At 53.2% G+C, this 24,647-nt stretch carries 25 protein-coding genes; 11 read left to right on the top strand and 14 right to left on the bottom strand.

Going from position 1 to position 24,647, the window contains the following annotated elements; genetic code table 11:
* Positions 1-77 precede the first annotated feature (77 nt).
* The 3 genes from yrbN (at position 78) to mtr (ending at position 3,447) form a co-directional block, all read left to right on the top strand.
* Positions 78-158, top strand: a complete 81-nt coding sequence (gene yrbN, locus F4V61_RS10300) for a protein YrbN (RefSeq protein WP_010723222.1) — start codon at positions 78-80, stop codon at positions 156-158.
* Complete coding sequence (deaD, locus tag F4V61_RS10295) at positions 151-2,049, top strand: ATP-dependent RNA helicase DeaD (protein WP_000807237.1); 1,899 nt, start codon at positions 151-153, stop codon at positions 2,047-2,049. The genes yrbN and deaD overlap by 8 nt, the downstream gene beginning before the upstream one ends.
* A gap of 153 nt (positions 2,050-2,202) precedes the next feature.
* Positions 2,203-3,447: a tryptophan permease gene (gene mtr / locus F4V61_RS10290; protein WP_000105966.1), complete on the top strand. Its 1,245-nt coding sequence runs from the start codon at positions 2,203-2,205 to the stop codon at positions 3,445-3,447.
* A gap of 86 nt (positions 3,448-3,533) precedes the next feature.
* On the opposite strand, the gene F4V61_RS10285 is transcribed toward mtr, so the two are convergent.
* From F4V61_RS10285 to ubiU, 3 genes are all read right to left on the bottom strand, one after another.
* Positions 3,534-4,541 carry a luciferase-like monooxygenase gene (locus F4V61_RS10285; protein WP_058345461.1) on the bottom strand — a complete coding sequence of 336 codons (1,008 nt, stop codon included), beginning with the start codon at positions 4,539-4,541 and terminating at the stop codon, positions 3,534-3,536.
* Between the two features lie 107 nt (positions 4,542-4,648).
* Complete coding sequence (locus F4V61_RS10280) at positions 4,649-5,527, bottom strand: U32 family peptidase (RefSeq protein WP_141029341.1); 879 nt, start codon at positions 5,525-5,527, stop codon at positions 4,649-4,651.
* Positions 5,528-5,535: 8 nt separating this feature from the next.
* Positions 5,536-6,531 (bottom strand): ubiquinone anaerobic biosynthesis protein UbiU, encoded by a 996-nt coding sequence (gene ubiU, locus F4V61_RS10275; protein ID WP_000421304.1) that lies wholly within the window; start codon positions 6,529-6,531, stop codon positions 5,536-5,538.
* 216 nt (positions 6,532-6,747) lie between these two features.
* Between ubiU and ubiT the strand changes: the two genes are divergently transcribed.
* Complete coding sequence (ubiT, locus tag F4V61_RS10270; protein WP_000884718.1) at positions 6,748-7,272, top strand: ubiquinone anaerobic biosynthesis accessory factor UbiT; 525 nt, start codon at positions 6,748-6,750, stop codon at positions 7,270-7,272.
* Positions 7,266-7,769, top strand: a complete 504-nt coding sequence (locus F4V61_RS10265; RefSeq protein WP_000908571.1) for a GNAT family N-acetyltransferase — start codon at positions 7,266-7,268, stop codon at positions 7,767-7,769. Before ubiT ends, F4V61_RS10265 begins: the two co-directional genes overlap by 7 nt.
* On the opposite strand, the gene F4V61_RS10260 is transcribed toward F4V61_RS10265, so the two are convergent.
* Entirely contained in the window at positions 7,756-8,073 is a 318-nt protein-coding gene (locus tag F4V61_RS10260) for a GIY-YIG nuclease family protein (RefSeq protein WP_072159250.1), read from the bottom strand. The genes F4V61_RS10265 and F4V61_RS10260 overlap by 14 nt on opposite strands.
* 37 nt (positions 8,074-8,110) lie before the next feature.
* Between F4V61_RS10260 and F4V61_RS10255 the strand changes: the two genes are divergently transcribed.
* On the top strand, positions 8,111-8,554 hold the full coding sequence (locus F4V61_RS10255; protein WP_038397573.1) for a YhbP family protein: 444 nt from the start codon (positions 8,111-8,113) through the stop codon (positions 8,552-8,554).
* Here the strand turns inward: F4V61_RS10255 and yhbO are convergent.
* Entirely contained in the window at positions 8,534-9,052 is a 519-nt protein-coding gene (gene yhbO, locus F4V61_RS10250) for a protein/nucleic acid deglycase (RefSeq protein WP_038397574.1), read from the bottom strand. The genes F4V61_RS10255 and yhbO overlap by 21 nt on opposite strands.
* A gap of 127 nt (positions 9,053-9,179) precedes the next feature.
* Here yhbO and F4V61_RS10245 point away from each other — a divergent pair, with 127 nt between their 5' ends.
* Positions 9,180-9,815, top strand: a complete 636-nt coding sequence (locus F4V61_RS10245) for an NAD(P)H-binding protein (protein ID WP_038397576.1) — start codon at positions 9,180-9,182, stop codon at positions 9,813-9,815.
* 66 nt (positions 9,816-9,881) lie between these two features.
* On the opposite strand, the gene dolP is transcribed toward F4V61_RS10245, so the two are convergent.
* Genes dolP through F4V61_RS10225 form a run of 4 tightly spaced genes read right to left on the bottom strand, consistent with a single transcriptional unit; the run spans position 9,882 to position 13,474 of the window.
* Positions 9,882-10,457 carry a division/outer membrane stress-associated lipid-binding lipoprotein gene (gene dolP / locus F4V61_RS10240; RefSeq protein WP_038397577.1) on the bottom strand — a complete coding sequence of 192 codons (576 nt, stop codon included), beginning with the start codon at positions 10,455-10,457 and terminating at the stop codon, positions 9,882-9,884.
* 9 nt (positions 10,458-10,466) lie between these two features.
* Positions 10,467-11,057, bottom strand: coding sequence for a DnaA initiator-associating protein DiaA (gene diaA, locus F4V61_RS10235; RefSeq protein WP_000893481.1), 591 nt, complete (start codon positions 11,055-11,057; stop codon positions 10,467-10,469).
* Positions 11,058-11,078: 21 nt separating this feature from the next.
* The gene (locus tag F4V61_RS10230; RefSeq protein WP_000057288.1) at positions 11,079-11,474 is read right to left on the bottom strand and encodes a YraN family protein; all 396 of its coding nucleotides are present in this window, start codon (positions 11,472-11,474) and stop codon (positions 11,079-11,081) included.
* Positions 11,432-13,474: a penicillin-binding protein activator gene (locus F4V61_RS10225; RefSeq protein WP_080161193.1), complete on the bottom strand. Its 2,043-nt coding sequence runs from the start codon at positions 13,472-13,474 to the stop codon at positions 11,432-11,434. The genes F4V61_RS10230 and F4V61_RS10225 overlap by 43 nt, the downstream gene beginning before the upstream one ends.
* Positions 13,475-13,536: 62 nt before the next feature.
* Here F4V61_RS10225 and rsmI point away from each other — a divergent pair, with 62 nt between their 5' ends.
* On the top strand, positions 13,537-14,400 hold the full coding sequence (gene rsmI / locus F4V61_RS10220) for a 16S rRNA (cytidine(1402)-2'-O)-methyltransferase (RefSeq protein WP_000812282.1): 864 nt from the start codon (positions 13,537-13,539) through the stop codon (positions 14,398-14,400).
* 377 nt (positions 14,401-14,777) lie between these two features.
* On the opposite strand, the gene kbaY is transcribed toward rsmI, so the two are convergent.
* From kbaY to kbaZ, 4 genes are all read right to left on the bottom strand, one after another.
* Complete coding sequence (kbaY, locus tag F4V61_RS10215; protein ID WP_038397579.1) at positions 14,778-15,650, bottom strand: tagatose-bisphosphate aldolase subunit KbaY; 873 nt, start codon at positions 15,648-15,650, stop codon at positions 14,778-14,780.
* Positions 15,651-15,662: 12 nt separating this feature from the next.
* Positions 15,663-16,817, bottom strand: coding sequence for an SIS domain-containing protein (locus tag F4V61_RS10210; RefSeq protein WP_000005495.1), 1,155 nt, complete (start codon positions 16,815-16,817; stop codon positions 15,663-15,665).
* A gap of 305 nt (positions 16,818-17,122) precedes the next feature.
* A complete protein-coding gene (gene nagA / locus F4V61_RS10205; protein WP_079829433.1) occupies positions 17,123-18,256 on the bottom strand; it encodes an N-acetylglucosamine-6-phosphate deacetylase in 1,134 nt (377 codons plus the stop codon).
* An 85-nt stretch (positions 18,257-18,341) separates the two neighbouring features.
* Positions 18,342-19,619: a tagatose-bisphosphate aldolase subunit KbaZ gene (gene kbaZ, locus F4V61_RS10200; RefSeq protein WP_232081996.1), complete on the bottom strand. Its 1,278-nt coding sequence runs from the start codon at positions 19,617-19,619 to the stop codon at positions 18,342-18,344.
* A gap of 263 nt (positions 19,620-19,882) precedes the next feature.
* On the opposite strand from kbaZ, the gene F4V61_RS10195 reads away from it, so the two are divergent.
* Positions 19,883-20,692: a DeoR family transcriptional regulator gene (locus tag F4V61_RS10195; protein WP_038397581.1), complete on the top strand. Its 810-nt coding sequence runs from the start codon at positions 19,883-19,885 to the stop codon at positions 20,690-20,692.
* A 103-nt stretch (positions 20,693-20,795) separates the two neighbouring features.
* On the opposite strand, the gene garD is transcribed toward F4V61_RS10195, so the two are convergent.
* On the bottom strand, positions 20,796-22,367 hold the full coding sequence (gene garD, locus F4V61_RS10190; RefSeq protein ID WP_058819653.1) for a galactarate dehydratase: 1,572 nt from the start codon (positions 22,365-22,367) through the stop codon (positions 20,796-20,798).
* Positions 22,368-22,895: 528 nt separating this feature from the next.
* Here garD and garL point away from each other — a divergent pair.
* Both garL and garR read left to right on the top strand, forming a co-directional pair.
* On the top strand, positions 22,896-23,666 hold the full coding sequence (garL, locus tag F4V61_RS10185) for a 2-dehydro-3-deoxyglucarate aldolase (protein ID WP_079799039.1): 771 nt from the start codon (positions 22,896-22,898) through the stop codon (positions 23,664-23,666).
* 7 nt (positions 23,667-23,673) lie between these two features.
* A complete protein-coding gene (gene garR, locus F4V61_RS10180; protein WP_080161192.1) occupies positions 23,674-24,582 on the top strand; it encodes a 2-hydroxy-3-oxopropionate reductase in 909 nt (302 codons plus the stop codon).
* Positions 24,583-24,647 lie beyond the last annotated feature (65 nt).

The following is a 24,647-nucleotide window of genomic DNA, read 5'->3' as shown; positions in this document are numbered from 1 at the left end:
TTGATTGCCATCACCTTCGCGGGTGAGGGTGTTGTTGTTCGTTAATACACCTACTTTGAGCCGGTTCACACTTTTCAATGAAAATTGCAGATCAATTTCATGATGAGTTATGTAGACTGGCCGCCATTAATTTTGAGGCACACGTACTACATGGCTGAATTCGAAACCACTTTTGCAGATCTGGGGCTGAAGGCTCCTATCCTTGAAGCCCTTAACGATCTGGGTTACGAAAAACCATCTCCAATCCAGGCAGAGTGCATTCCGCACCTGCTGGGCGGTCGCGACGTGCTGGGCATGGCCCAGACCGGTAGCGGCAAAACTGCAGCGTTCTCTTTACCGCTGCTCAACAATCTTGATCCTGAGCTGAAGGCGCCTCAGATTCTGGTGCTGGCGCCAACCCGAGAACTGGCAGTACAGGTTGCCGAAGCCATGACGGATTTCTCTAAACACATGCGCGGCGTAAACGTGGTTGCCCTGTACGGCGGTCAGCGTTATGACGTGCAGTTACGTGCCCTGCGTCAGGGACCGCAGATCGTCGTTGGTACGCCAGGACGTCTGCTGGACCACCTGAAACGCGGTACGCTGGATCTCTCTAAACTGAGCGGTCTGGTGCTGGATGAAGCCGATGAAATGTTGCGTATGGGCTTCATCGAAGACGTTGAAACTATTATGGCGCAGATTCCGGAAGGTCATCAGACCGCGCTGTTCTCCGCCACCATGCCGGAAGCGATTCGTCGCATTACCCGCCGCTTTATGAAAGAGCCGCAGGAAGTGCGCATTCAGTCCAGCGTGACTACCCGTCCTGATATCAGCCAGAGCTACTGGACGGTGTGGGGGATGCGTAAAAACGAAGCGCTGGTGCGTTTCCTGGAAGCGGAAGACTTTGATGCGGCGATTATCTTCGTGCGTACCAAAAACGCGACCCTGGAAGTCGCGGAAGCGCTGGAGCGTAGCGGCTACAACAGCGCCGCGTTGAATGGCGATATGAACCAGGCGCTGCGTGAGCAGACTCTGGAACGCCTGAAAGACGGTCGTCTGGATATCCTGATCGCCACCGACGTTGCGGCCCGTGGCCTGGATGTTGAGCGCATTAGCCTAGTGGTGAACTATGATATCCCGATGGATTCCGAGTCTTACGTTCACCGTATCGGTCGTACCGGTCGTGCGGGTCGTGCGGGACGCGCGCTACTGTTCGTTGAAAACCGCGAGCGTCGCCTGCTGCGTAACATTGAACGCACTATGAAGCTGACCATTCCGGAAGTCGAACTGCCGAATGCAGAACTGCTGGGCAAACGCCGTCTGGAAAAATTCGCTGCGAAAGTTCAGCAACAGTTGGAAAGCAGCGATCTGGATCAGTACCGTGCGCTGCTGGCGAAAATCAAGCCGTCTGCTGAAGGCGAAGAGCTGGATCTCGAAACGCTGGCCGCCGCGCTGCTGAAAATGGCGCAGGGCGAGCGTCCGCTGATTCTGCCTCCGGATGCGCCGATGCGTCCTAAGCGTGAATTCCGCGACCGTGATGACCGTGGTCCACGCGATCGTGGTCCGCGTGGCGATCGTGAAGATCGTCCGCGTCGTGAACGTCGTGACGTTGGCGATATGCAGTTGTACCGCATTGAAGTGGGCCGTGATGACGGCGTGGAAGTTCGTCATATCGTTGGCGCGATCGCTAACGAAGGCGACATCAGCAGCCGTTACATTGGTAACATTAAGCTGTTCGCGTCTCACTCCACCATTGAGCTGCCGAAAGGTATGCCGGGCGAAGTGCTGCAGCACTTTACCCGCACCCGCATCCTGAACAAACCGATGAACATGCAGTTGCTGGGCGATGCGCAGCCGCACACTGGTGGTGAACGTCGTGGCGGTGGTCGTAGCTTTGGCGGCGAGCGTCGTGAAGGCGGTCGTAATTTTAGCGGTGAACGTCGTGAAGGTGGCCGTGGTGATGGTCGTCGTTTCAGTGGCGAACGTCGTTTCAGCGGCGAACGTCGTGAAAGCCGTGGTCCGCGTCGCGATGACTCTACCGGTCGTCGTCGTTTCGGCGGTGATGCGTAACTCACGCTAACCTGCGCTTTCGCAGCGTAAAGTAAAATATACAGCCCCGATCGTAATCATCGGGGCTTTTTTTATTTCTTTTGTACTCGTGTACTGGTACAGTGTGGCGTATTGATGGATGGTCACACTATAAATGACGGGAGAAATGGCTGTATGTCCACACTTACCACCACCCAAACGTCACCTTCGCTGCTTGGCGGCGTGGTGATTATCGGCGGCACAATCATTGGCGCTGGAATGTTCTCCCTGCCTGTGGTCATGTCCGGTGCGTGGTTCTTCTGGTCGATAGCGGCATTGGTCTTTACCTGGTTTTGTATGCTGCACTCCGGGCTGATGATCCTCGAAGCGAATCTTAACTACCGCATTGGTTCGAGCTTTGACACCATCACCAAAGACCTGTTGGGGAAAGGCTGGAACGTGGTCAACGGTATCTCTATTGCCTTTGTGCTCTATATCCTGACGTATGCCTATATCTCGGCGAGCGGTTCGATTCTGCATCATACCTTTGCGGAAATGTCGCTGAATGTGCCTGCGAGGGCGGCAGGTTTTGCCTTTGCGCTGTTGGTGGCGTTTGTGGTGTGGCTGAGTACGAAGGCGGTGAGTCGGATGACGGCGATTGTGCTGGGCGCGAAAGTGATTACTTTCTTCCTGACCTTTGGCAGCCTGCTGGGACACGTCACGTCGACCACGCTGTTTAACGTGGCCGACGGCAACGCGTCATATACGCCGTACCTGCTGATGACGCTGCCGTTTTGTCTGGCATCATTCGGCTATCATGGCAACGTGCCGAGCCTGATGAAGTATTACGGCAAGGATCCGCGTACCATCGTCAAATGCCTGATTTACGGGACGTTACTGGCGCTGGCGCTCTATTCCGTCTGGCTGCTGGGGACGATGGGCAATATCCCGCGTCCGGAATTTATCGGCATTGCGCAGAAAGGCGGCAATATTGATGTGCTGGTACAGGCGCTGAGCGGCGTGCTGAACAGCCGCAGTCTGGATCTGCTGCTGGTGGTGTTCTCCAACTTTGCGGTAGCGAGCTCATTCCTCGGCGTGACGTTAGGTCTGTTCGACTATCTGGCGGATCTGTTTGGCTTTGATGACTCGGCTATGGGGCGCTTTAAAACGGCGCTGCTCACCTTCCTGCCGCCGATAATTGGTGGCCTGCTGTACCCGAACGGCTTCCTGTACGCCATTGGTTATGCAGGGCTGGCAGCGACGATCTGGGCGGCAATTGTTCCGGCGTTATTGGCGCGTAAATCCCGCCAACGCTTTGGCAGCCCGAAATTTCGCGTCTGGGGCGGCACGCCGATGATTATGCTGATTCTGCTGTTTGGCGTTGGCAACGCACTGGTACACATCTTGTCGAGTTTTAATCTGTTGCCGGTGTACCAGTAATATTTTTATGCCGGATGGCGACTGCGTCTTATCCGGTCTACGCGATCCCGTAGGCCCGGTAAGCGTAGCGCCACCGGGCATAAAAACTACCCCGCCAACGCCTCTTTGACCTGCATCGCCAGGTCAAACGAATGTAGCCGTGCCTGATGATCGAAAATCTGCCCGTTAACCATAATCTCATCCGCCTGGGTTTCCCGCAGGATAGATTCCAGCCCGTGGCGGACCTTCGCTTTATCACCGACCAGCGACATGCTCAACGCCTGTTGCACGCCATACTGCTCGGACGATGACCAGAAGGCATCCATGTTCTCAATCGGCGGCGGTAATTGGCCCGTTTCCCCACGGCGTAGCTTCACGAATGCCTGCTGCATGGAGGTAAACAGGAACTCCGCGTCGCGATTGCTGTCGGCGGCAATAATGTTAATGCACACCATCGCGTAAGGTTTCTCCAGACGCGCCGAAGGAGTAAAGTTAGCGCGATACAGATGCAGCGCCTGGAACAGCATATCCGGCGCGAAATGTGAAGCAAAAGCGAACGGCAGACCGAGTTGCGCCGCCAACTGCGCGCTATACAGGCTGGAGCCAAGCAGCCATACCGGGATCTGCTCACCATAGCCGGGAACCGGGCGCACGTGAGGGTTAGGATCGCGGGCATCAAACCAGTCCACCAACTCTGCGACATCGCGTGGAAAGTTATCGATATCACCCCTCATATGGCGGCGCAGCGCGCGCATCGTCGGCTGATCGCTGCCCGGCGCGCGTCCTAAACCCAAATCAATTCGTCCGGGGTAAAGTGTATTCAGCGTACCGAACTGCTCGGCAATCACCAGCGGTGAATGGTTCGGTAGCATGACGCCGCCGGAGCCTAAATGCAGCGTGGTGGTATTCGCCGCCAGATAGCCAATCAGCACCGAGGTTGCCGCGCTGGCGATACCGGTCATGTTGTGATGTTCCGCCAGCCAGTAGCGGTGATAGCCACGCTTTTCTGCAAGGCGAGCAAGATCCAGCGAATGCGAAAAGGCCTCTTTGGCGCAGGCACCTTCCGGGATTGGCGCCAGGTCGAGTACCGAGAATGGGACAGAGTTGGTAGTCATAGCCGCTCACTTTGTTATCCGTTAATTTTGTCATACTGCATTAAAGATTAGCGAATGTTGTTAACAAAGTGAGCTTTATAAGGCGTCCACGCCGCCATCCGGCAATTTTACGCCTGTAGCTCCAGGCCAGCCAGGCGTTTCCAGTAGCCGTTACAGTCGCTATGCGCGGTAAGCGGTAATGGTGCGCCACCGTTTTCGTTAGCGCGAAAGGCGTCAAGCATGGCAAAGGTCTCCGTACCCAGCGGCGACAGCCGGACAATATCCACCAGCCCCCGCATTGACGCCAGTTCGTTGCCGAGGTTGTAGACATAACCGCTCATGGTCTGAATACCGTTAAGCACAAAGACCTGCTGGTTCTCCTGCGAGAGTACGTTACGCCCGTTCGGGTACTGAATACAGCAGGTTTCGCATTCATCTTTCGGACGGTCTTCCGAACGGGCGGTAAAACAGCGAGCGGAATAAGCCAGCGGCAGATGCCCATAACTCAACACTTCCACTTCAAACTGATTGCGGATGCCCAGCTCATCGCACTGATTGAGCAAATTCACCAGCCAGTCGCGGGAAAGCTCAACCGGCATACACCAGCGCACCATGCCTTCTTTCAGCAACAGGCGCAGCGTGACCGCGTTGTAACAGTTCAGCGCATGGCCAGCGACAAACGGCAGTTTGCGTTCGGCACACAGATTCACTACGCCGAGATCGCTGGCTTCCAATAGAAAGTCGCCGTTGTCCACATAGCGCTTCAGTTCGCCCAGTTCTGAAGAGGCCTGCACCAGCGCCAGCGTGGAGAGGACCACCTGTTTACCGCTGCCAGCGAGGGATTTCGCCATCTCCAGCCAGTCGCCGATTTTGGTAGCGCGGCGCTTGCTGCACACCGCTTCGCCCAGATAAATGAGGTCAGCGCTGCTTTCCATGGCCTGCTGATAAAAATTTTCCAGCGTCTCTTTCGGCCAGTAATAAGGCACTGGTCCTAAGGAATATTTCATAGTTCCTCTCACTGCCATTTACGGTGATACGCGCCTAGCGTGGTCTGGGTGCCTTCGGACATCGCGCCGAGCGTCTCCATCCAGTCGCGTTGTGCAATGAAGTTCTGCGGGGCAGCTTTGCAGCGATCGATCGCCTGGCGCCACACTTTCGCCACCTGGCTGACGTAGGCCGGGCTGCGCTGGCGGCCTTCGATCTTAACCGAGGCGATGTTCGCCGCCATCAACTCCGGCAACAGTTCCAGCGTGTTCAGACTGGTCGGCTCCTCCAGAGCATGATAGCGCTCGCCGTCAACCAGATAGCGGCCTTTACACAGCGTTGGGTAGCCTGCGTTTTCGCCGTCCTGGTAACGGTCAATCAGGACATCGTTCAGGCGCGATTCCAGCCCCTGCGGCGTTTGTTTCCAGCGAACAAAGCGAGCAGGAGAGCAGGCGCCAACGGTATTGGGCGATTCGCCGGTCAGGTAAGAAGAAAGATAACAGCGGCCTTCCGCCATTATGCACAGGCTACCGAACGCGAATACCTCCAGCGGTACGGGCGTGACGCGGGCCAGTTGTTTCACTTGGTGGATCGATAGCACACGCGGCAACACCACGCGGTGGACATCAAAATTGCGGTGATAAAAACGAATAGCCTCTTCGTTGGTTGCCGAGGCCTGAACGGAAACATGACGCTCAATATGCGGATAACGAACTGCGGCATACTCCAGCATGGCGATGTCGGCGAGAATCAATGCGTCGGCGCCAAGCTGCGCCGCCATATCTACGGCGCGTTGCCAGCGGGCATAGCCGTCCGGATGCGCAAATGTATTAATTGCGATATGTAATTTGCGGCGATGCTGATGAACAAAGCTCACCGCTTCCTGCAATTTTTTTTCGGTGAAGTTAAGGCCGGCAAAGTGACGGGCATTAGTATCGTCTTTTAACCCGATATAAACGGCGTCAGCGCCGTTCTCGATGGCCGCCTTCAGCGCCGGGAGATTTCCGGCAGGGCAGAGCAGCTCCATAATTTATCCTGAGGGTTACGTCTGAGACGCAAAATTGTTAACGAACAAGGATTTTAGTTAACCTTGCTGCGACAATTTTTGATTTAAGGCAGTTAAAGGCGTATTGGTAACACCAATAATGGGGTAGAAAATCAGATCCAATTGTTGATTTACGCCGCCATGTGATTTATTGGATATGGCAAAATAACAGGACTATTGAAACAGGGAGTAAAGCTCGTGTTAGATAAACTGCGTTCACGCTTAGTCCATGCTGGCCCGTCTCTGATGAGTGTACCGGTTAAACTGACGCCCTTTGCGCTAAAGCGCCAGGTACTGGAACAGGTTCTGAGCTGGCAGTTTCGTCAGGCGCTGGCCGATGGAGAGCTGGAATTCCTCGAAGGTTGTTGGTTAAGCATTCATGTTCGTGACATTGGCCTGAAATGGTATACCACGGTTGAAAATGAAAAACTGATTGTTAGCCAGCAGGCGGATGCCGACGTCAGCTTTAGCGCCGACGCCAGCGATCTGCTCATGATAGCCGCCCGTAAACAGGATCCGGATACGCTTTTTTTCCAGCGTCGACTGGTCATTGAAGGCGATACTGAGTTAGGGTTGTATGTGAAGAATCTGATGGACGCCATCGAACTGGAGCAAATGCCGAAAGCGTTACGCGTTATGCTGCTGCAACTGGCGGATTTTGTTGAGGCGGGCATGAAAAACTCGCCGCAAACCAAACAGACCTCGGTAGGTGAACCATGCTAATTCGAGTAGAAATCCCCATTGACGCGCCTGGTATTGATGCGCTGTTGCGCCGTTCATTCGAAAGCGATGCGGAAGCGAGGCTGGTTCACGATTTGCGTGAAGATGGCTTTCTGACGCTCGGTCTGGTAGCCACGGATGATGAAGGTCAGGTGGTGGGCTATGTGGCCTTTAGTCCGGTTGATGTGCAGGGCGAAGATTTACAATGGGTCGGCATGGCGCCGCTGGCGGTCGATGAACAGTATCGCGGGCAAGGGCTGGCGCGCCAGTTAGTGTATGAAGGGCTGGATTCGCTCAATGAGTTCGGCTATGCGGCGGTCGTGACGTTGGGCGATCCGGCGTTATATAGCCGCTTCGGTTTTGAACTGGCCGCCCATTACGATCTTCACTGCCGTTGGCCCGGTACGGAAAGCGCTTTCCAGATACACCGTTTGGCTGAGGATGCGCTGGAGGGCGTGACGGGTCTGGTGGAGTATCACGACCACTTCAATCGTTTTTAAGTACCGGCGTTTGCAGGCTGGACAACAGTGATTCAAACGCCTCTTGTTCCGTCACAAGGCGCTCCTTCTGGCGCTTTGTGAGCTGTTTGATGCGATACTCTATGCGCAGGGCCAGTGAGCGATCGCCAACCTGCGCCGCAAATGCCAGCGTTAATTCGCCTTTCCCCCGTAACGCTTTTGCGCCTTTTCCCGTTTGATGCTGTCTGTAACGACGCGCTACATCGGTAGTGATCCCGGTGTAAAGCGCGTTGTCTGCGGTACGAATCAGATACAGATACCAGGGTGTCATTGTCGCCATCAGCATGATAATTTTCAGGTTCCCAGTATAAGCGAGAATAAAGATGGACACACTTACCGCTATAAGCCGTTGGCTGGCGAAACAACATGTGGTGACCTGGTGCGTATGCCGCGAGGGAGAACTGTGGTGCGCCAACGCGTTTTATTTGTTCGATGCGCAACATGTCGCGTTTTATCTGTTAACGGATGATAAAACCCGCCATGCGCAAATGTCCGGCGCGCACGCGCCAGTGGCGGGAACGGTCAATGGCCAGCCGAAAACGGTGGCGCACATTCGCGGTGTCCAGTTTAAAGGGGAAATTCGCCGTCTGGAGGGGCAGGAGAGCGACGTAGCGCGTAAAGCTTACCTTCGTCGCTTCCCGGTCGCCAGAGTGCTGCCCGCGCCGGTATGGGAAATCCGGCTGGATGAAATTAAATTCACCGACAACACGCTGGGATTTGGTAAAAAAATGCGCTGGTTACGCGACTCAAGCGCCCAGCAGGCGTAGCGCCTCACGGTTAAATGCTGGCAGATCGTCAGGCGTGCGGCTGGTCACCAGTTGATCTTTATCGACGACGACTTCCTGATCGTAAAACTCCGCGCCCGCGTTCTTCACATCGATAATAATCGGTTTCACCGCCGTAAGCTTGCGGCCACGAATGACATCGGCGCTGATCAACAACTGTGGGCCGTGGCAAATGGCAAAGACTGGTTTACCGCTGTTAACGAAATCGCGGGTAAAATCCACGAAGCGGTTGTCGCCGCGCAGATGGTCCGGCGAATGGCCGCCCGGTAATAGCAGGGCGTCGAAATCGTCGGGACGAACGTCATCGATCGCCTTATCAATGGTGACGCTGGCCTCGCCTTTTTTCCCTTTCACCGTTTTACCCGCCTCTTTTTCGATGGTAATGACCTCATGCCCGGCCTGACGGAATTCTGCTGCGGGCGAGGTAAATTCTGAATCTTCAAATTCATCGGTAATCAAAACGGCAATTTTCTTACTCATGCGTTTCCTCCACTGTGTTGGCTTTGGATAAGGCAAATTTTCCACAATGATGGATACTTACCTCATCGTTTAAGCCTGGTTGATAGGGCCGAGAGTGCAAGGCGGACAAATCTGTAAAGGAGCGAGGATGAGTCAGGTACTGATTACCGGCGCGACCGGACTGGTAGGCGGACATCTGCTGAGAATGTTGATCAACACGCCGCAGGTGAGCGCCATCGCTGCGCCGACGAGACGCTCGTTGACGGATGCCGTCGGCGTCTATAACCCTCACGATCCGCAGCTTACCGATGCGTTAGCCCAGGTGACCGACCCGGTGGATATTGTCTTTTGCTGCCTGGGCACGACCCGGCGTGAAGCAGGAAGTAAAGCGGCGTTTATTCATGCGGATTATACGTTGGTGGTTGATACTGCGCTGACCGGGCGTCGGCTGGGTGCGCAGCACATGCTGGTGGTCAGTTCAATGGGGGCAAACGCGCACTCTCCGTTTTTCTATAATCGGGTGAAAGGCGAAATGGAAGAGGCGTTAATCGCGCAAAAATGGCCTCGTTTGACTATTGTCCGGCCTTCTATACTGCTGGGCGACAGAACAAAGCAGCGAATGAATGAAACGCTTTTCGCTCCGCTATTCCGACTACTGCCAGGCAACTGGAAATCGATTGATGCGCGGGATGTAGCGCAAGCCATGCTGGCGGAAGCGCTGGCGCCAGAACAAGAAGGCGTGACGATTCTGACCTCATCGCAACTGCGGGAAAAAGCGGGGTAACGAAGCCGGATGATTTGCCGGATGGCGACGCGATTTACACATTCTTATCGCCACCCGGCACACAGATTACTTAATATACGTAAAGGCGGTGGTAACGCGTTTTACGCCGCTCACCCGGCTGGTGATATCCGCTGCCGCTTTACCTTCACGTTTAGTCACCAGTCCCAGCAGGAACACTTCGCCGTTTTCGGTGGTGACTTTCACATTTGACGATTTTACCTGATCGCTGGTCAGCAGTTGTGAGCGAACTTTCGTGGTGATCCAGGTATCGTTAGAGGCGGTCCCCAGACCGATAGGCTGTCCCTGGCGAATCTCATTATAAACTTCGGTGGCGCCTTCAACGCCCATCGCGATCTGTTTAGCGCGTGCGGAGAGTTCACTGTTTGGCGACTCGCCGACTAACAAAACCTTGCCCTGATAAGCTGTGACATTGATGCGCGTTTCTTTCTTGATTTGCTCATCTTTCGACAGCGCGCTGCTGACGCGCAGTTCCAGCGTTCCGTCATCCACTTGGGTGCCCACGCTACGCGGATCGGTTGCGGCTTTGGTGCCGACGGCCGCCGTACCCACTACTGCGGCGGCGACGCAACCTTGCAATAGCAACGCAGAAATAAGGACTGCGAGCGGCGAAAATGCCTTCATGTGTACTCCTTAATCATCCTGGTGAGGAAAAAGCGTGTTATCGATCAAATCACACAGGCAGTTTACCGTCAGCATATGCATTTCCTGAATGCGCGCGCTGTGGTGTGAAGGGATACGAATTTCAACATCCTGCGGCCCTAATAGTCCGGCCAGTTCGCCCCCGTCATATCCGGTTAGCGCCACAATGGTCATGTCACGCGTGACGGCTGCTTCAACGGCTTTTACGATATCGCGACTATTACCACGCGTAGAGATTGCCAGTAAAACATCGCCCGCATGTCCCAGCGCCCGGACTTGTTTTGCATAAACTTCATCGTGCAGACGATCGTTAGCGATCGCTGTTAAGACCACATTATCGGTATTTAGTGCAATGGCGGGTAAACTGGGTCGCTCCGTTTCAAAGCGGTTAATCATGCTGGCAGCAAAATGCTGTGCGTTGGCCGCGGACGTCCCGTTTCCACAACAGAGGATTTTGTTGCCGTTAAGCAGGGAATGAACCAGCGTCATGGCGGCGCGGGAAATAGCATCCGGAAGCGCTTCCGCCGCAGCAATTTGAGTTTGAATGCTTTCTGTAAAGCAGACTTTGATTCTTTCGAGCACGCTAATCCTTAAAATCGTCAATTATGAGTGGTCGTTAAACGCATCCCGAAACCACTCAATCTCATTTCCGGTGAAGGCTAACACATCGAACCGGCAATCCACAGTATCAAAACTCCCATTCTGGCGGGCCAGCCACAAGTGGGCAGTATGTAATAATTTGTGTTGTTTGCTGCGGGTCACACTAGCAGCCGCGCCGCCATAAAGTCCGGAACGCCGATAGCGGACTTCAACAAAAACCGTGGTTTTTCCGTCGCGCATGATCAGATCGATTTCGCCGCCGCGCACGCGCACGTTGGCGGCGATAAACCGCAGTCCTTTGCTTTCCAGCCAGCGACGCGCGGCAGCTTCCCACGCATCACCGGCCTGTTTACACGTTAGCTGGCGGGAATAATTTCCCCTTGCTGGTATTTGAGCCATGATAACTTCCTGTTAATCACACAATCCGGGCTGGCGGTTAATGCGCCGGTATTACCGTTGATCTCAAATCCTGGCACCTGACGCATCTGCGAAAAGTGGTTCGCCAGCGTCCAGGCGTCCACGCCCATAGCGTACATTCGCGCCAGAGAATAGTCGTTATGTACGGCATTCATCGCCTGCTGCATTAACGACATATTGCCGCCTGCCAGCATGGGAATTTCACTGTACTGCAAGCCCTCCATTTCCAGACGGAAGTCGGGGCCGGAGGTGCCTTGCGCGCTGCGAGAGCTGGCATACAGCGTCGCGCCGCTCCGGGTGCCGTTACGCATGGCGATCATCGGTTTAATAAAGCCAATCTCTTCAGGCGTGGCCAGAATATAGACCGCGTCTACGTGTCCGCCGCCGGTGATTTGCGCGTCGGTCGGCGGCGCAGGGATGGTCAGACCGCCAATAGTGACACCCGGCTGCGCAGGCACGCTGGCGGCGACCGGGCTACCCGTCAGCGCAATACCCGCGCCGCCATTTACGCCCATTTTCAGCTCGGCTACGGAGCCGAATTTTTGCTGTAATACGATGCCGCCGCCCAGTTTTTGCCACTCCTGAGTGAAGGCGTTCGCCACGCGATCGCCAAGCGAACTACGTGGGAGCAACAGCAGCGGCGTCTGCTTGCCCTGGTCATAAATATGATGCGCCGCGTCACGGGCTTCATCTTCCGGAGAGAGCGCGAAATAGCAGATGTTAGGGAAGCTACGCACCGTTTCCGGCTGGTTGAGCGCCAGCACGTTGAGCGGCGTGTTGCTTTTCATCAGCGCTTCCACATTGTTTTTCAACAGCGGCCCGACCACGATACTGGCGCCGTCTTGCTGAACCTGCGCAAGAATCTGATCCAGCGGTTGGGAAGAGGTATCGTAGATTTTTAGTTCGGCAGAAGGATTTGCCGGCGCGTTTGCCGTAGCAGGCTGCGCAGGGGGAGTTTGTGGCGCGCTGACCGGCGTAGCGGACTGGGATTGCTCGTCATCAGTCAGATCGCTCACCGATGCCTGCGACGGACTGGCGACGCCGTCTATGATTTGCGGCTGCGTATCATCCACGTCAGGTTCGACAGGCGCGGCGGCAGGCTGCATCTCCACCGCCTGAGTACCGAGGTTTTTCGCGGCTTCAAAACCTTGCTGGATGGTACGGCCAAACACGGCGGCCTGACCGCTCAGTGGCAGCAGCAGAGCGATTTTGCTGGTGGAAGCCGGTTTAAAACGTTGTACATTGACGAGCGGCGTCGGCAGCATTTTCGTCCCCGGATTTTGCGGGTAGCGTTTTTGCCAGTCGGCGATCCCGGCTTTCAGCATGTCTGGATCGTTGCGGTTGTCAAACCAGACGCGTTGTAGATCCAGCCAGCCCTGCAGCACATTTTCATCGGCGTTGATAACCAGCGTCCGGGCCTGATCCTGCGTCATGGCGGAGAGCGCTTGCCAGGTGGCGTCGATATTTTTTTGTTTATCTTTCGCCGCCAGTAGCGGTTCCTGGGCGATTAACGCCCGCAACAGGGTAAGCGACGGGCGTCCCTGGCTGGCATCGATCTGCGCCTGCCAGTAACGCGCCAGCTGATTTGGCGCGACGTCAGTGGGTTTTAGCCTATCCAGCAAGGCCTGCGCGCCTGCCACATCTTTCTGCGCCAGTTTGATCTCGACGGCCTGCAGCGACTGCTCGCGGCGCTGCGTATCGTTCAGATTCTGCGGGAGTTGGTTGAACAGCTCGACGGCCTGCTGGCTTTTACCTTCTTTCAGCAGTGCACGAATGGCGAGTAATTGCCAGTTGGTCTTGCTATCATCAGCGCTTTGCTGCATCTGATGCAGGTAAAAGGCGGAGTCAGCTTGCGCTGAGCTCTGCATATAGGCTGCACTTTGATCCGGCGCCTGGGTGCCGCACCCTGCGAAAAGCAGCGCCGCCAGGACGACAGGCAGCGTGCGCGCGGCCTTCAAACGAGAAAATGTTGAGGGTACCATACTGTATCCAGTGATATTTTTTACGCAATGCTCAATATTAAATCGGCAATACGGACGACACAATGAAACAAAACGAATCGGCGGATAATTCTCAGGGCCAGCTCTTTATTGTACCTACTCCTATCGGGAATTTGGCTGATATTACCCAACGTGCGCTGGAAGTTTTACAAGCCGTTGATTTAATTGCCGCTGAAGACACTCGTCATACCGGTTTATTACTGCAACATTTTGCGATTAACGCCCGGCTGTTCGCATTGCACGACCATAACGAACAACAAAAAGCGGAAACGCTGGTCGCGAAGCTGAAAGAAGGTCAGAACATCGCGCTGGTTTCCGACGCCGGTACGCCGCTGATTAACGATCCTGGCTACCATCTGGTGCGTACCTGCCGCGAAGCGGGCATCCGCGTGGTGCCGTTGCCGGGGCCGTGTGCGGCGATTGCCGCACTAAGCGCTGCTGGTCTGCCATCCGACCGTTTTTGCTATGAAGGCTTTTTGCCGGCGAAATCCAAAGGTCGCCGCGATGCGCTGAAGGCAGTTGAAACGGAGCCGCGGACGCTGATTTTTTATGAGTCCACCCATCGTCTGCTGGATAGCCTGGAAGATATGGTGGCTGTTTGGGGCGGATCCCGCTACGTAGTGCTGGCGCGCGAGCTGACCAAAACATGGGAAACGATTCACGGCGCTCCGGTCGGCGAACTGCTGGCGTGGGTGAAAGAGGATGAAAATCGTCGCAAAGGCGAAATGGTGCTGATTGTTGAAGGGCATAAAGCGCAAGAGGACGACCTGCCCGCCGACGCGCTGCGCACGCTGGCGCTGCTACAGGCCGAGTTACCGCTAAAAAAAGCGGCGGCGCTGGCGGCGGAAATTCATGGCGTGAAGAAGAACGCGCTGTATAAGTATGCGTTGGCGCAGCAGGGAGAGTAACTATAAGTAACGTCTAACTTATTTTCACGATGATATATATTCGGCAGGTAACTGAGTTATCTGCTGAGGTTATTAACTCGTTTTGTATCTTTTCTATCGCTTGTTCCGGCCACTATTTTTATATGCTGAAGATGATTTAGCAAAAGTGTTTACTGCTCTCAACCGTGTGGTTTTCGTCTTCCATAATCATCCCGTTGATGTGGGCAATGCTTTGAAATAATGCCCATTCTTATGGTTCAAAAGGCCTTTCTTAGAGTATGCAGAAGACTTCATTATTTACAATAAGGTACTATGAAGATCATGAGGTGTTCATCATGACCTTCATAAATTGAGAACTAAGTAATCCTTAATATATTTATCTAACCCAGATAAATATATTAGTACTGTAAAGCGGGTAATAATTTTCCGTATGAATTACAAAGTGTTATTTTACTTCTTACTACTTCTTTCATGGCATTCATACCAACGCGCATGTAATACCGTGGGTCGTTGCCGTCCGGGTTTTCAATGAACCATTTTTTGACCGCAGCCGCGAAAGCGATTTTTAATTCGGTCGCTACATTCACTTTACATACACCTAATTCAATAGTGCGGCGTACATATTCATCAGGTACATCGCTTGCGCCGTGCAGTACCAGCGGTATATCTACCACTTCACGAATTTCTGCCAGACGCTGGAAATCGATTTTGGGTTTTTTAGTGTAGAGACCGTGTGCAGTACCTATAGCAACAGCGAGGCTGTCTACACCCGTCAGTTCGACAAAGCGTTTGGCTTCCTGCGGATCGGTCAGAAAAGCATTTTCCGCATCAACGCTCATGTCATCTTCGACACCGCCCAGTCGCCCTAGCTCTGCCTCCACGCTGCAATCACGTGAGTGGCAAAAGTCTACGACCGATTTCACCAGCTTTACGTTCTCTTCAAATGGGAAGTGGCTACCATCGATCATGGCGCTACGCACGCCAGCATTCACCTTATGGCGAATGTCATCCAACGATTCGTGGTGATCGAGATGCAGCGCCAGTGGTATATCGAAACTGGTAGAGTACGCGCTGCATAGCGCATAGATCTCTTCCAGCGCAATATGCTTAAAAGTACCCGGCGTCCCAGCGAGGATCACGGGTGATTTCATTTCTCTACACACTTCAAGGATAGCCTGGATCGTCTCGGCGTTATGAATATTGAAAGCAGGCACGGCATAACCTTTTTCCTGCGCATCCTGCAGGAGATATTTCGTAGAAATAATGCTCATGATCGGAACCTCTTAATCCTGCCAGGGATGAATAACAACGCCCTGTACCACACGGTTGACGGTGCCGCTGGCGGAAGGAGTATCTGGAGTATTACCAACACTGATTGATTGTGTGAGCGCGAATACCTGAGCGTACATCAGGAAGCAAAAAGCCAGCTCTATATCGATGAAGTGTCGTGCTGGCGGCAGGAGGATGTGCGGGCCAGCTTCGATAACGGCATCACTTTCAGCGGCAATGGCTATGACGCGCATGGCCTGCCGATCGCGACGCAGTTCAGCCAGCAGATCGAGATCATACTGGCGTGTATAAGGGTGGCTGGAGATATACACCACGATCAATGTTTCGCTATCGACCAGTGATTTTGGGCCGTGGCGGAAACCTGTTGGCGAGTCATAGAATGCTGCCAGTTTACCCGCTGTCAGCTCCAGCACTTTCAGCGATGACTCACGTGCGGCACCCTGCAGTCCACCGCTGCCGAGATAAACGATTCGCTGCCAGGGCTCATTACCAAACACGCCGTGGTTGAAATCACCGAGTGAGTTCAGAATCGCCTGGCAACGATCGGCCACGTCACGGAATGTCCGACTATTAATAGTTTCCGGAACGAAGACTGCCAGGCAACTGGCCATCATGGTGGTGATACTACTGGTCATCGCGAAGCCGCGATCGTGTGTTTCTGCTGGCATTAACAAAGCAAAAGTATTGTCGTTTTCAACGGCATTTTGATACAAGCTACCAGCCTCGTTACAGGTGATCGAAAGGTGGTAACACTCTGGAACGAAATGATTTGCCAGTTCAACGGCGGCGACACTCTCCGGGCTGTTACCGGAACGAGCGAAGGAGATCAACAGTAATGGATGCGACGGGTTCAGATAGTCCGTCGGATTGGTGACCAGATCGGTAGTCGGTATGGCACAGATATTTTTTCCGGTCTGGCTGGCAAGCCAGGGAGCGATAATGTCGCCAATAAATGCTGAAGTACCCGCCCCGGTCAGGATGATCCTGAGGTTGTTTTTATGCAGCAATGGTGTGAGAAAACTGTCAATCGCGGAGCGAATATTGTCGATATGATTCAGCGAGCGGAGCCAACTGGCTGGCTGCTGACGGATCTCTTTTTCTGTCCAGGTTTCTGTTGTCGCGGCTGCGGAGGTATAGGTTTCTGACATAATGTAAGTCCTTAGTCTTGTGAATTCCACATCAGACGTTAGCAATGTGTTGCTATCTTTCGTTTCATTTCACTTATTCACATAATCATTTGTTGTAATTTATAGGAAAGGAAACGAAAGTTCAATGCGAGTAAATGAAATAAAACGAAATTTTAGTGAGGCAAGGTGGGGGTTGTATTTATCTTATTGATATATAATAAATATTATTAAATGTAGAGAGTTTTGTTTTTACGAAACGAAAGGAAAGGAAAGAAAAGGCCTTGCGAGAGGTAACCGAAGGCCAGGATAACGTACAATGAAAAGGATTATAGGGGAAATGCTTGGCCCTGAATCCAGATCTGTTGTAAATACAGTCTGTTATCTAGCGCGATGATATTGGCGCGTTTGCCTGTTTTTAACGATCCCAAATGATGATCGATCCCCAGCAGGCGGGCCGGATGTAGCGAAGCCATATGGATCGCTTCCACTGTAGCGATTCCCGTAAACTCGACCATATTGCGAACCGCAGCATCAATTGACAGTGTGCTGCCCGCCAAACCGCCGGAAGCGGTCCGCACGATACCGGCGTGCATCTCTACCTCTTCACCGCAGAGCGTATAGCGCCCATCGGGCTGACCTGCAGCCTGCATGGCATCGGTGATCAGCACCACCCGATCTTTGGCGCAACAGCAACATAGCTTCATTGCCGTCGGATGGACGTGGTGGCCGTCAGCGATAAGCTCCAACCAAGCTCGTGGGTCCGTTAACCCTGCGCCGACCATTCCTGGCTCCCGGTGATGCAGACCGGTCATACCGTTATAGCAGTGCACCAGCCCGTCCGCACCTGCGTCAAAAGCTGCGTGGGTTTGCTGCCAGGTAGCTGCACTGTGTCCTAGCATCACCCGTATCCCCTGCTGCTTCAGATGGGTAATTGTCTCTAATGCTCCGGTTTTTTCTGGTGCCAGCGCGACCACGCGTAAGGTATGCTGGGAGACTGCTATCAGTTCATTTAATTCGACGAGATTCAGTTCCCGGAACAGTTTCGGGGGATGCGCTCCTTTATTCTGCGGCGTGAAGTAGGGACCTTCCAGATAGCTCCCTAATACCTGCGCGCCTGGGCCACCCGAATGGCAGCGTAGCGCTATACGCTCCAGAGTGCGGTGAATTGCCGTTAGCGGCGCTGTGACAGTAGTGGGTAGCCAACTGGCTACCCCTTCACGTGCTTTATGAATTGCCAGTTTATCGAGTGCGTCCGGCGATTCATCCATCACGTCGACTCCCGCGCCGCCGTGAACATGGGTATCAATATAAGCAGGACATAACAACTCGGCATCACGCAATGCTATGCCTGCCGGAATGGGCTCTACCGCAGTAATAATGCCCTCTTCAATACGTAACTGGTGATCGTCCAGCCAGCCTTGCTCTGTCAGCAGTCGCCTGGCGCGCAAAATTTGCCTCATACACCTTCCTCAATCGGTTTTCCTTAGCGGCACCGACCCAGTTCATCGACCAGTACCAGATTTACCATAACGTTTTTCTTTTTCGTTATTCGTTATAGAACGTCGTGCCATAACAGGCGGCGTGGTACTGCTGCAGGATGTCCTGAATATGGCTGATGATGAGTTCTCTCGGCGTAGCGTTGAGATCTCCCTCGCGGACTTTTACGTACTGCAACGGTAAATATTGGCTGATGAGCGGCAGTGGAATAGGTTCGTCTGCGAGGTTGCGCACCAGCCGCTCGAAGGCGCCATCAATTTGGCTGTCCGGCCAGTAGTAGCGAACGCGGTCAGAATAGCTGTAGCCACGCGCCAGACGGCGTGCATTGCCATCTCCATGATAGTGGTTCTGCCAGTATTCCGGGCGATCGAGCATCACGCTTTCAAGTACATGACGTAGTCCGGAGCAGGCTTTGGCCGGAAGCAACTCTTCTTCAATGGCCGCCAGCGAGAACAGCGCTTCGCGTAGGGCGAAGGTCAAAGCCGGGCCGACTTTCAGAATGGCGAAGTGGTCTTTCACTAGCTGGCGCAGCGACTGCGGCGTCTGGTAATCCGTGGAGTGCGCTTCGAATACCAGCATGTCATACGTCTCCACCATCTTGCTCAGTTCGGTGGCTTTTTGCGGTTGATAATCGATGATGTGCGTGTGGTCGAACTCGACGCCGGGTTGCACAACCAGTGCGTTGATGCGCGGCCAGATAGCATCCAGCCCCTGCTTTTCGAATGCACAACGGTGGGCTTCCAGCGTAGCGCGTGCTGCCTCCGGCGTGGTCACTTCTAGCTCTGTTAATGTTTCATGAGCTCCGCCGGGAACCGGAACTTCCGTCCCGATGACATAGACCAGATCGGACTTGCCGAAATGCTGCTGGCAGGTTTCTTCTGCCACTTTCGCCAAGCGAGCCGCCCGCTCCGCTACGATTTCATCGGTTAGTGGCACGGGATCATCGGCGCAGGACATACTGCAATCCAGGTGGATCTTTTTAAATCCGGCTGCCACATAGCTTTTGATCAGGTCATCGGCATTGGCCATTGCCTGTGTCGCGGGCAGGTTTTGCCAACGATTAGGACCGAGATGATCTCCGCCCAGAATTAATTCTGATTGCGGAAATCCCAGCGAATCGGCGAGCTGGCAGACAAAATCGCGAAAATCTGCAGGGGTCATGCCTGTGTAGCCGCCAAACTGATCAACCTGGTTAGAAGTTGCTTCGATCAACAACGGAGTGTGATTGGCGTGGGCGTAGCGTATCGCGGATTCCAGTACTAGTGGATGCGCGGAACAAACGGCATAAATCCCGTTTGCCTTCCCGCGTTTATGCTGCTCCACCATGTTAGTCAGATGTTTCACTTTCTTCTCCAGTTCAGTTAGTTACGTCTACATTCTTTCGTTATGTTTCATTTAATATTGCTATATGGTCTTTTGAAAACAAAACGAAAGATAATGATTTTCCGATCTGTTTCACAAAAGAAACATAATGAAAGGTTTTGGTGGGGAGGATAGGGTATTACTGGAAGGAGGCTTGCTTTCCCCTATAAGAAAGGTGTTAATAGTCGAAACGAAATAAAACGAAAGATTTAACTAAAGGATTTTTTATGGGCCATACTGACTCTTCTGCAGATAAACGCGTAACGGGTACCAGTGAAAGGCGTGAGCTGATTATCCAGCGGTTGCGACAGCAGGGAAGCGTACAAGTAAGCGATCTTTCCGTACTTTTTGGCGTATCTACAGTGACAATTCGTAACGATCTGGCTTTCCTTGAAAAGCAGGGTATCGCAGTAAGAGCCTACGGCGGCGCGCTAATCTGCGACAGTAATACTTCATGTATGGAGCCTTCTGTAGAAGATAAAAGTTCTCTTAATACGGCATTAAAACGCAGTATTGCCAGAGCTGCGGTTGAACTGATTAAGCCGGGTCATCGTGTGATTCTTGACTCAGGTACCACGACTTATGAAATTGCTCGTCTGATGCGCAAGCATACTGATGTGATTGCAATGACCAATGGTATGAACGTTGCTAATGCATTACTGGAAGCCGAGGGAGTCGAATTATTAATGACTGGTGGACATCTCCGCCGTCAGTCTCTGTCTTTTTATGGCGACCAGGCGGAACACTCCTTACAGAATTACCATTTCGATATGTTGTTCCTTGGTGTTGATGCTATTGATTTAGAGCGTGGTATTAGTACACATAATGAAGATGAAGCCAGGCTTAATCGTCGGATGTGTGAGGTGGCGGAGAAGATCATTGTTGTTACTGACTCCAGCAAATTCGATCGTTCCAGTCTGCATAAGATCGTTGATACGCAACGGATCGATATGATTATTGTTGATGAGGGTATTCCCGTAGAAAGTCTGGAAGGGCTACGTAAGAGCGGAATTGATGTGATCCTGGTGAAAATATAATTAAATAGCACGTAAAAATACCGGGTGGCGCTTACCCGGTCTACAAATTATACGGTTATATTCAGGCCGGATAGCGGTTACGCCTTATCCGGCACCGCCTTGATCAGGTCACTGGCGCCGGGTTAAATACCGCCAGTTGGTTATGTAAGCCCCACTGGTCTGAGAAAGTCTTTTTCCGGCCGCTGGCAACATCCAGAATAAAGTGGAACAGCTTCCAGCCCACGTCTTCGATGGTCTCTTCGCCGGTAGCGATGGTGCCCGCATTAATATCCATTAAGTCATACCAGCGGTTCGCCAGCTCGGTACGCGTCGCCATTTTAATCACCGGCACCGCCATCAGCCCGTATGGCGTGCCGCGCCCAGTGGTAAAGACCTGTACGGTAATGCCGGAAGCGACCTGCTGCGTGCCGCAAACGAAATCGCTGGCGGGCGTCGCGGCGTAAATCAGGCCGCGTTTGGTGGGGCGCTGCCCCGGTGACAGCACCTCCACAATGGCGCTCTTACCCGATTTAGCGATAGAGCCCAGCGCTTTTTCCACCACATTCGCCAGACCGCCTTTTTTGTTGCCTGGGGACGGGTTAGCGCTGCGATCGGTTTTCCCCATATCAAGGTAATTATCGTACCAGGCCATCTCGTCCAACAGACGTTTACCCACGGCTTCGTTGATGGCGCGCGGCGTCAGAAGATGAATGGCATCGCGCACTTCGGTGACTTCCGAGAACATCACCGTGGCGCCGCAGCGTACCAGCAGATCGGAAGCGTAACCCACCGCCGGGTTTGCCGTGACGCCGGAAAACGCATCGCTGCCGCCGCACTGCATCCCGACGACCAGCTCGGAGGCCGGGCAAGTTTCGCGCTGGCGCTGGTTCAGTTTCGCCAGATGGCGTTCGGCGACCTGCAAAATCTCATCGACCATTGATTTAAAGCCGACATGCTGTTCGTCCTGTAAACGCACAATGCTGGCGCTTTCAACGGTAATGGCGGGAATATCCCCGGTGCCTTCCAGCAGTCGCTCCGGCTGAAGCTTTTCGCAACCGAGGCCAATTACCATCACTTCGCCGCCAAAATTTGGGTTGAGCGCAATATTATGAATCGTGCGAATCGGTACAACCGCCGCTGGCGCGTTGATTGCCACGCCGCAGCCGTACAGATGGTTCAGCCCCACAACGCCATCTACATTCGGGTATCTGGGCAGTAGGTCGCGCTCAATCACTTTCACCACATAATCGACCACGCCCGCTACACAGTGTACGCTGGTGGTAATGCCAAGCAGATTTTTGGTGCCGACGCTGCCATCGGCGTTACGATAGCCCTCAAACGTGTAACCCTCCAGCGGCGGCAGTGGTTCGGGCACTTTTGTCGCCAGCGGCAGCGTATTCAGCGGCGGCGCTTTCGGCAGTTCAACCAGTGATTCGTCGATCCAACTTCCGCGTAATATGTCGCGTACCGCATAGCCGATGACTTCGCCGTAACGGACAATTTCGCCGTGAGCAGGGATATCCGTCAGAGCGACTTTATGTCCTTGCGGAATATGTTCAGTCAGTTCCAGACCATCCGGAAAACGTGTTCCGGCTTTAAGACCGTAGTCATTAACAATAATTGCGACATTATCGGTTTCATGTACTTTTATATAAAACGCCGATGGCGATTTCTGGCGAATTTCGATATTGGCCATTGTTCAGCATTCTCCAGCCTGGATGATAGAAATAGGATTATCTATTTGAGTTATGGTTAAATCGTTAAATCTCAATATAAGAAATAAAGTTGACGCATAATGAAATAAGAATGACAGCAGTATAAATAAAAGAATGTGATCCAGATCACCGCAAATTATGAAATTTCTTATCCAGGCAAGGTAAAGCGTAAATATGTGCATTAGCGCCCAGTGTTTTGGGCTCTAGCCTAAAAATAAGCGCTAAATGACGCTTTCTTAATGAGCATTTGCACAATGATTATCCGCACCATACTGTTTATACTGAATAGCGAATACAGTGTGTCTGACGGGTTATTAGAAAACACCATAATAATAAAAGACGATAAAAATATCAGGGTGGTATATTGTGATACAGAATGTATTACCGATATGAAAATAGAGTGCGGAGAACCCTTCTGATTTTCAGATAAGTATTTTTATTGTCGCTGCGATAAGTCTGGCGGCGGCATCACATGTAAAGAATTAAAGAAATAAGCGAAGGTATAAGCGATGAATAACGCTATTTTTCCGAATAAGTTTAAAGTGGCGCTGGCGGCGCAACAGGTGCAGATCGGCTGCTGGTCTGCGCTGGCAAGTCCAATCACCACCGAAGTTCTCGGTCTGGCGGGATTTGACTGGCTGGTGCTGGATGGTGAACACGCGCCGAACGACGTGACTACCTTAATTCCGCAGTTAATGGCATTGAAAGGCAGCGCCAGCGCGCCTGTGGTACGTGTGCCGACCAATGAACCGGTCATTATCAAACGGATGCTGGATATCGGGTTTTATAACTTCCTGATCCCCTTTGTTGAAACGCAAGAGGAAGCGGCTCGCGCTGTCGCCTCTACGCGTTATCCGCCGGAAGGCATTCGCGGTGTCTCCGTTTCTCACCGCGCCAACATGTTCGGCACGGTGCCTGATTACTTTGCGCAGTCGAACAAAAACATCACCATTATTGTTCAAATCGAAAGCCAACTGGGTGTAGACAACGTTGATGCCATTGCCGCAACGGAAGGCGTTGATGGCATTTTCGTCGGCCCCAGCGATCTGGCCGCCGCGCTGGGTCATCTCGGCAATGCTTCTCACCCTGATGTGCAGCAGACGATTCAACATATTTTCGCCCGCGCCAAAGCACATGGTAAACCGTGCGGCATTCTGGCGCCGATAGAGGCGGACGCCCGCCGTTATCTGGAATGGGGCGCGACATTTGTCGCTGTTGGCAGCGATTTAGGCGTATTCCGCGCTGGCACGCAGAAGCTTGCCGACACCTTTAAAAAATAATCCCGGTATGAAAAGAGAGAACGTTATGACGATGAAAGTTGGCTTTATTGGCTTAGGCATCATGGGTAAGCCCATGAGCAAAAACTTACTGAAAGCAGGGTACTCGCTGGTAGTGTCGGATCGTAATCCTGAAGCGATTGCCGACGTAATCGCCGCAGGCGCGGAAACGGCCTCTACAGCGAAGGCGATCGCTGAACAGTGCGACGTCATCATCACGATGCTGCCTAATTCTCCGCATGTAAAAGAGGTTGCGCTGGGTGAGAACGGTATCATTGAAGGCGCAAAGCCGGGAACCGTATTGATTGATATGAGCTCTATCGCGCCGCTGGCGAGCCGTGAGATCAGTGAGGCCCTGAAAGCTAGAGGCATTGAAATGCTGGATGCGCCGGTCAGCGGCGGAGAACCCAAAGCCATCGACGGTACGCTGTCCGTTATGGTCGGCGGCGATAAAACGATTTTTGACAAATATTACGACCTGATGAAAGCGATGGCGGGATCCGTGGTGCATACTGGCAATATTGGCGCAGGCAACGTCACGAAACTGGCCAACCAGGTGATCGTGGCGTTGAATATTGCGGCAATGTCTGAAGCGCTGACGCTGGCGACCAAAGCTGGCGTCAACCCGGATCTGGTCTATCAGGCGATTCGCGGCGGCCTGGCTGGCAGCACGGTACTGGATGCGAAAGCACCGATGGTCATGGACAGAAACTTTAAACCGGGTTTCCGTATCGATCTGCATATAAAAGATCTGGCGAATGCGCTGGATACCTCCCACGGCGTTGGCGCGCAACTACCGTTGACTGCCGCCGTTATGGAAATGATGCAGGCGCTACGAGCAGATGGACACGGTAATGACGACCATAGCGCCCTGGCGTGCTACTACGAAAAACTGGCGAAAGTGGAAGTCATTCGCTAACGATGTTATGCCCGGATGGCGCGCAGCGATTCGGGCCTGAATTCCAGGCTGAATAAGAGAAACGC

Source organism: Salmonella enterica subsp. arizonae (genome assembly GCF_008692845.1).
Taxonomy (GTDB): domain Bacteria; phylum Pseudomonadota; class Gammaproteobacteria; order Enterobacterales; family Enterobacteriaceae; genus Salmonella; species Salmonella arizonae.
Note: the sequence above shows the minus strand (reverse complement) of the source record. Positions and strands in the feature narration are given on the sequence as shown.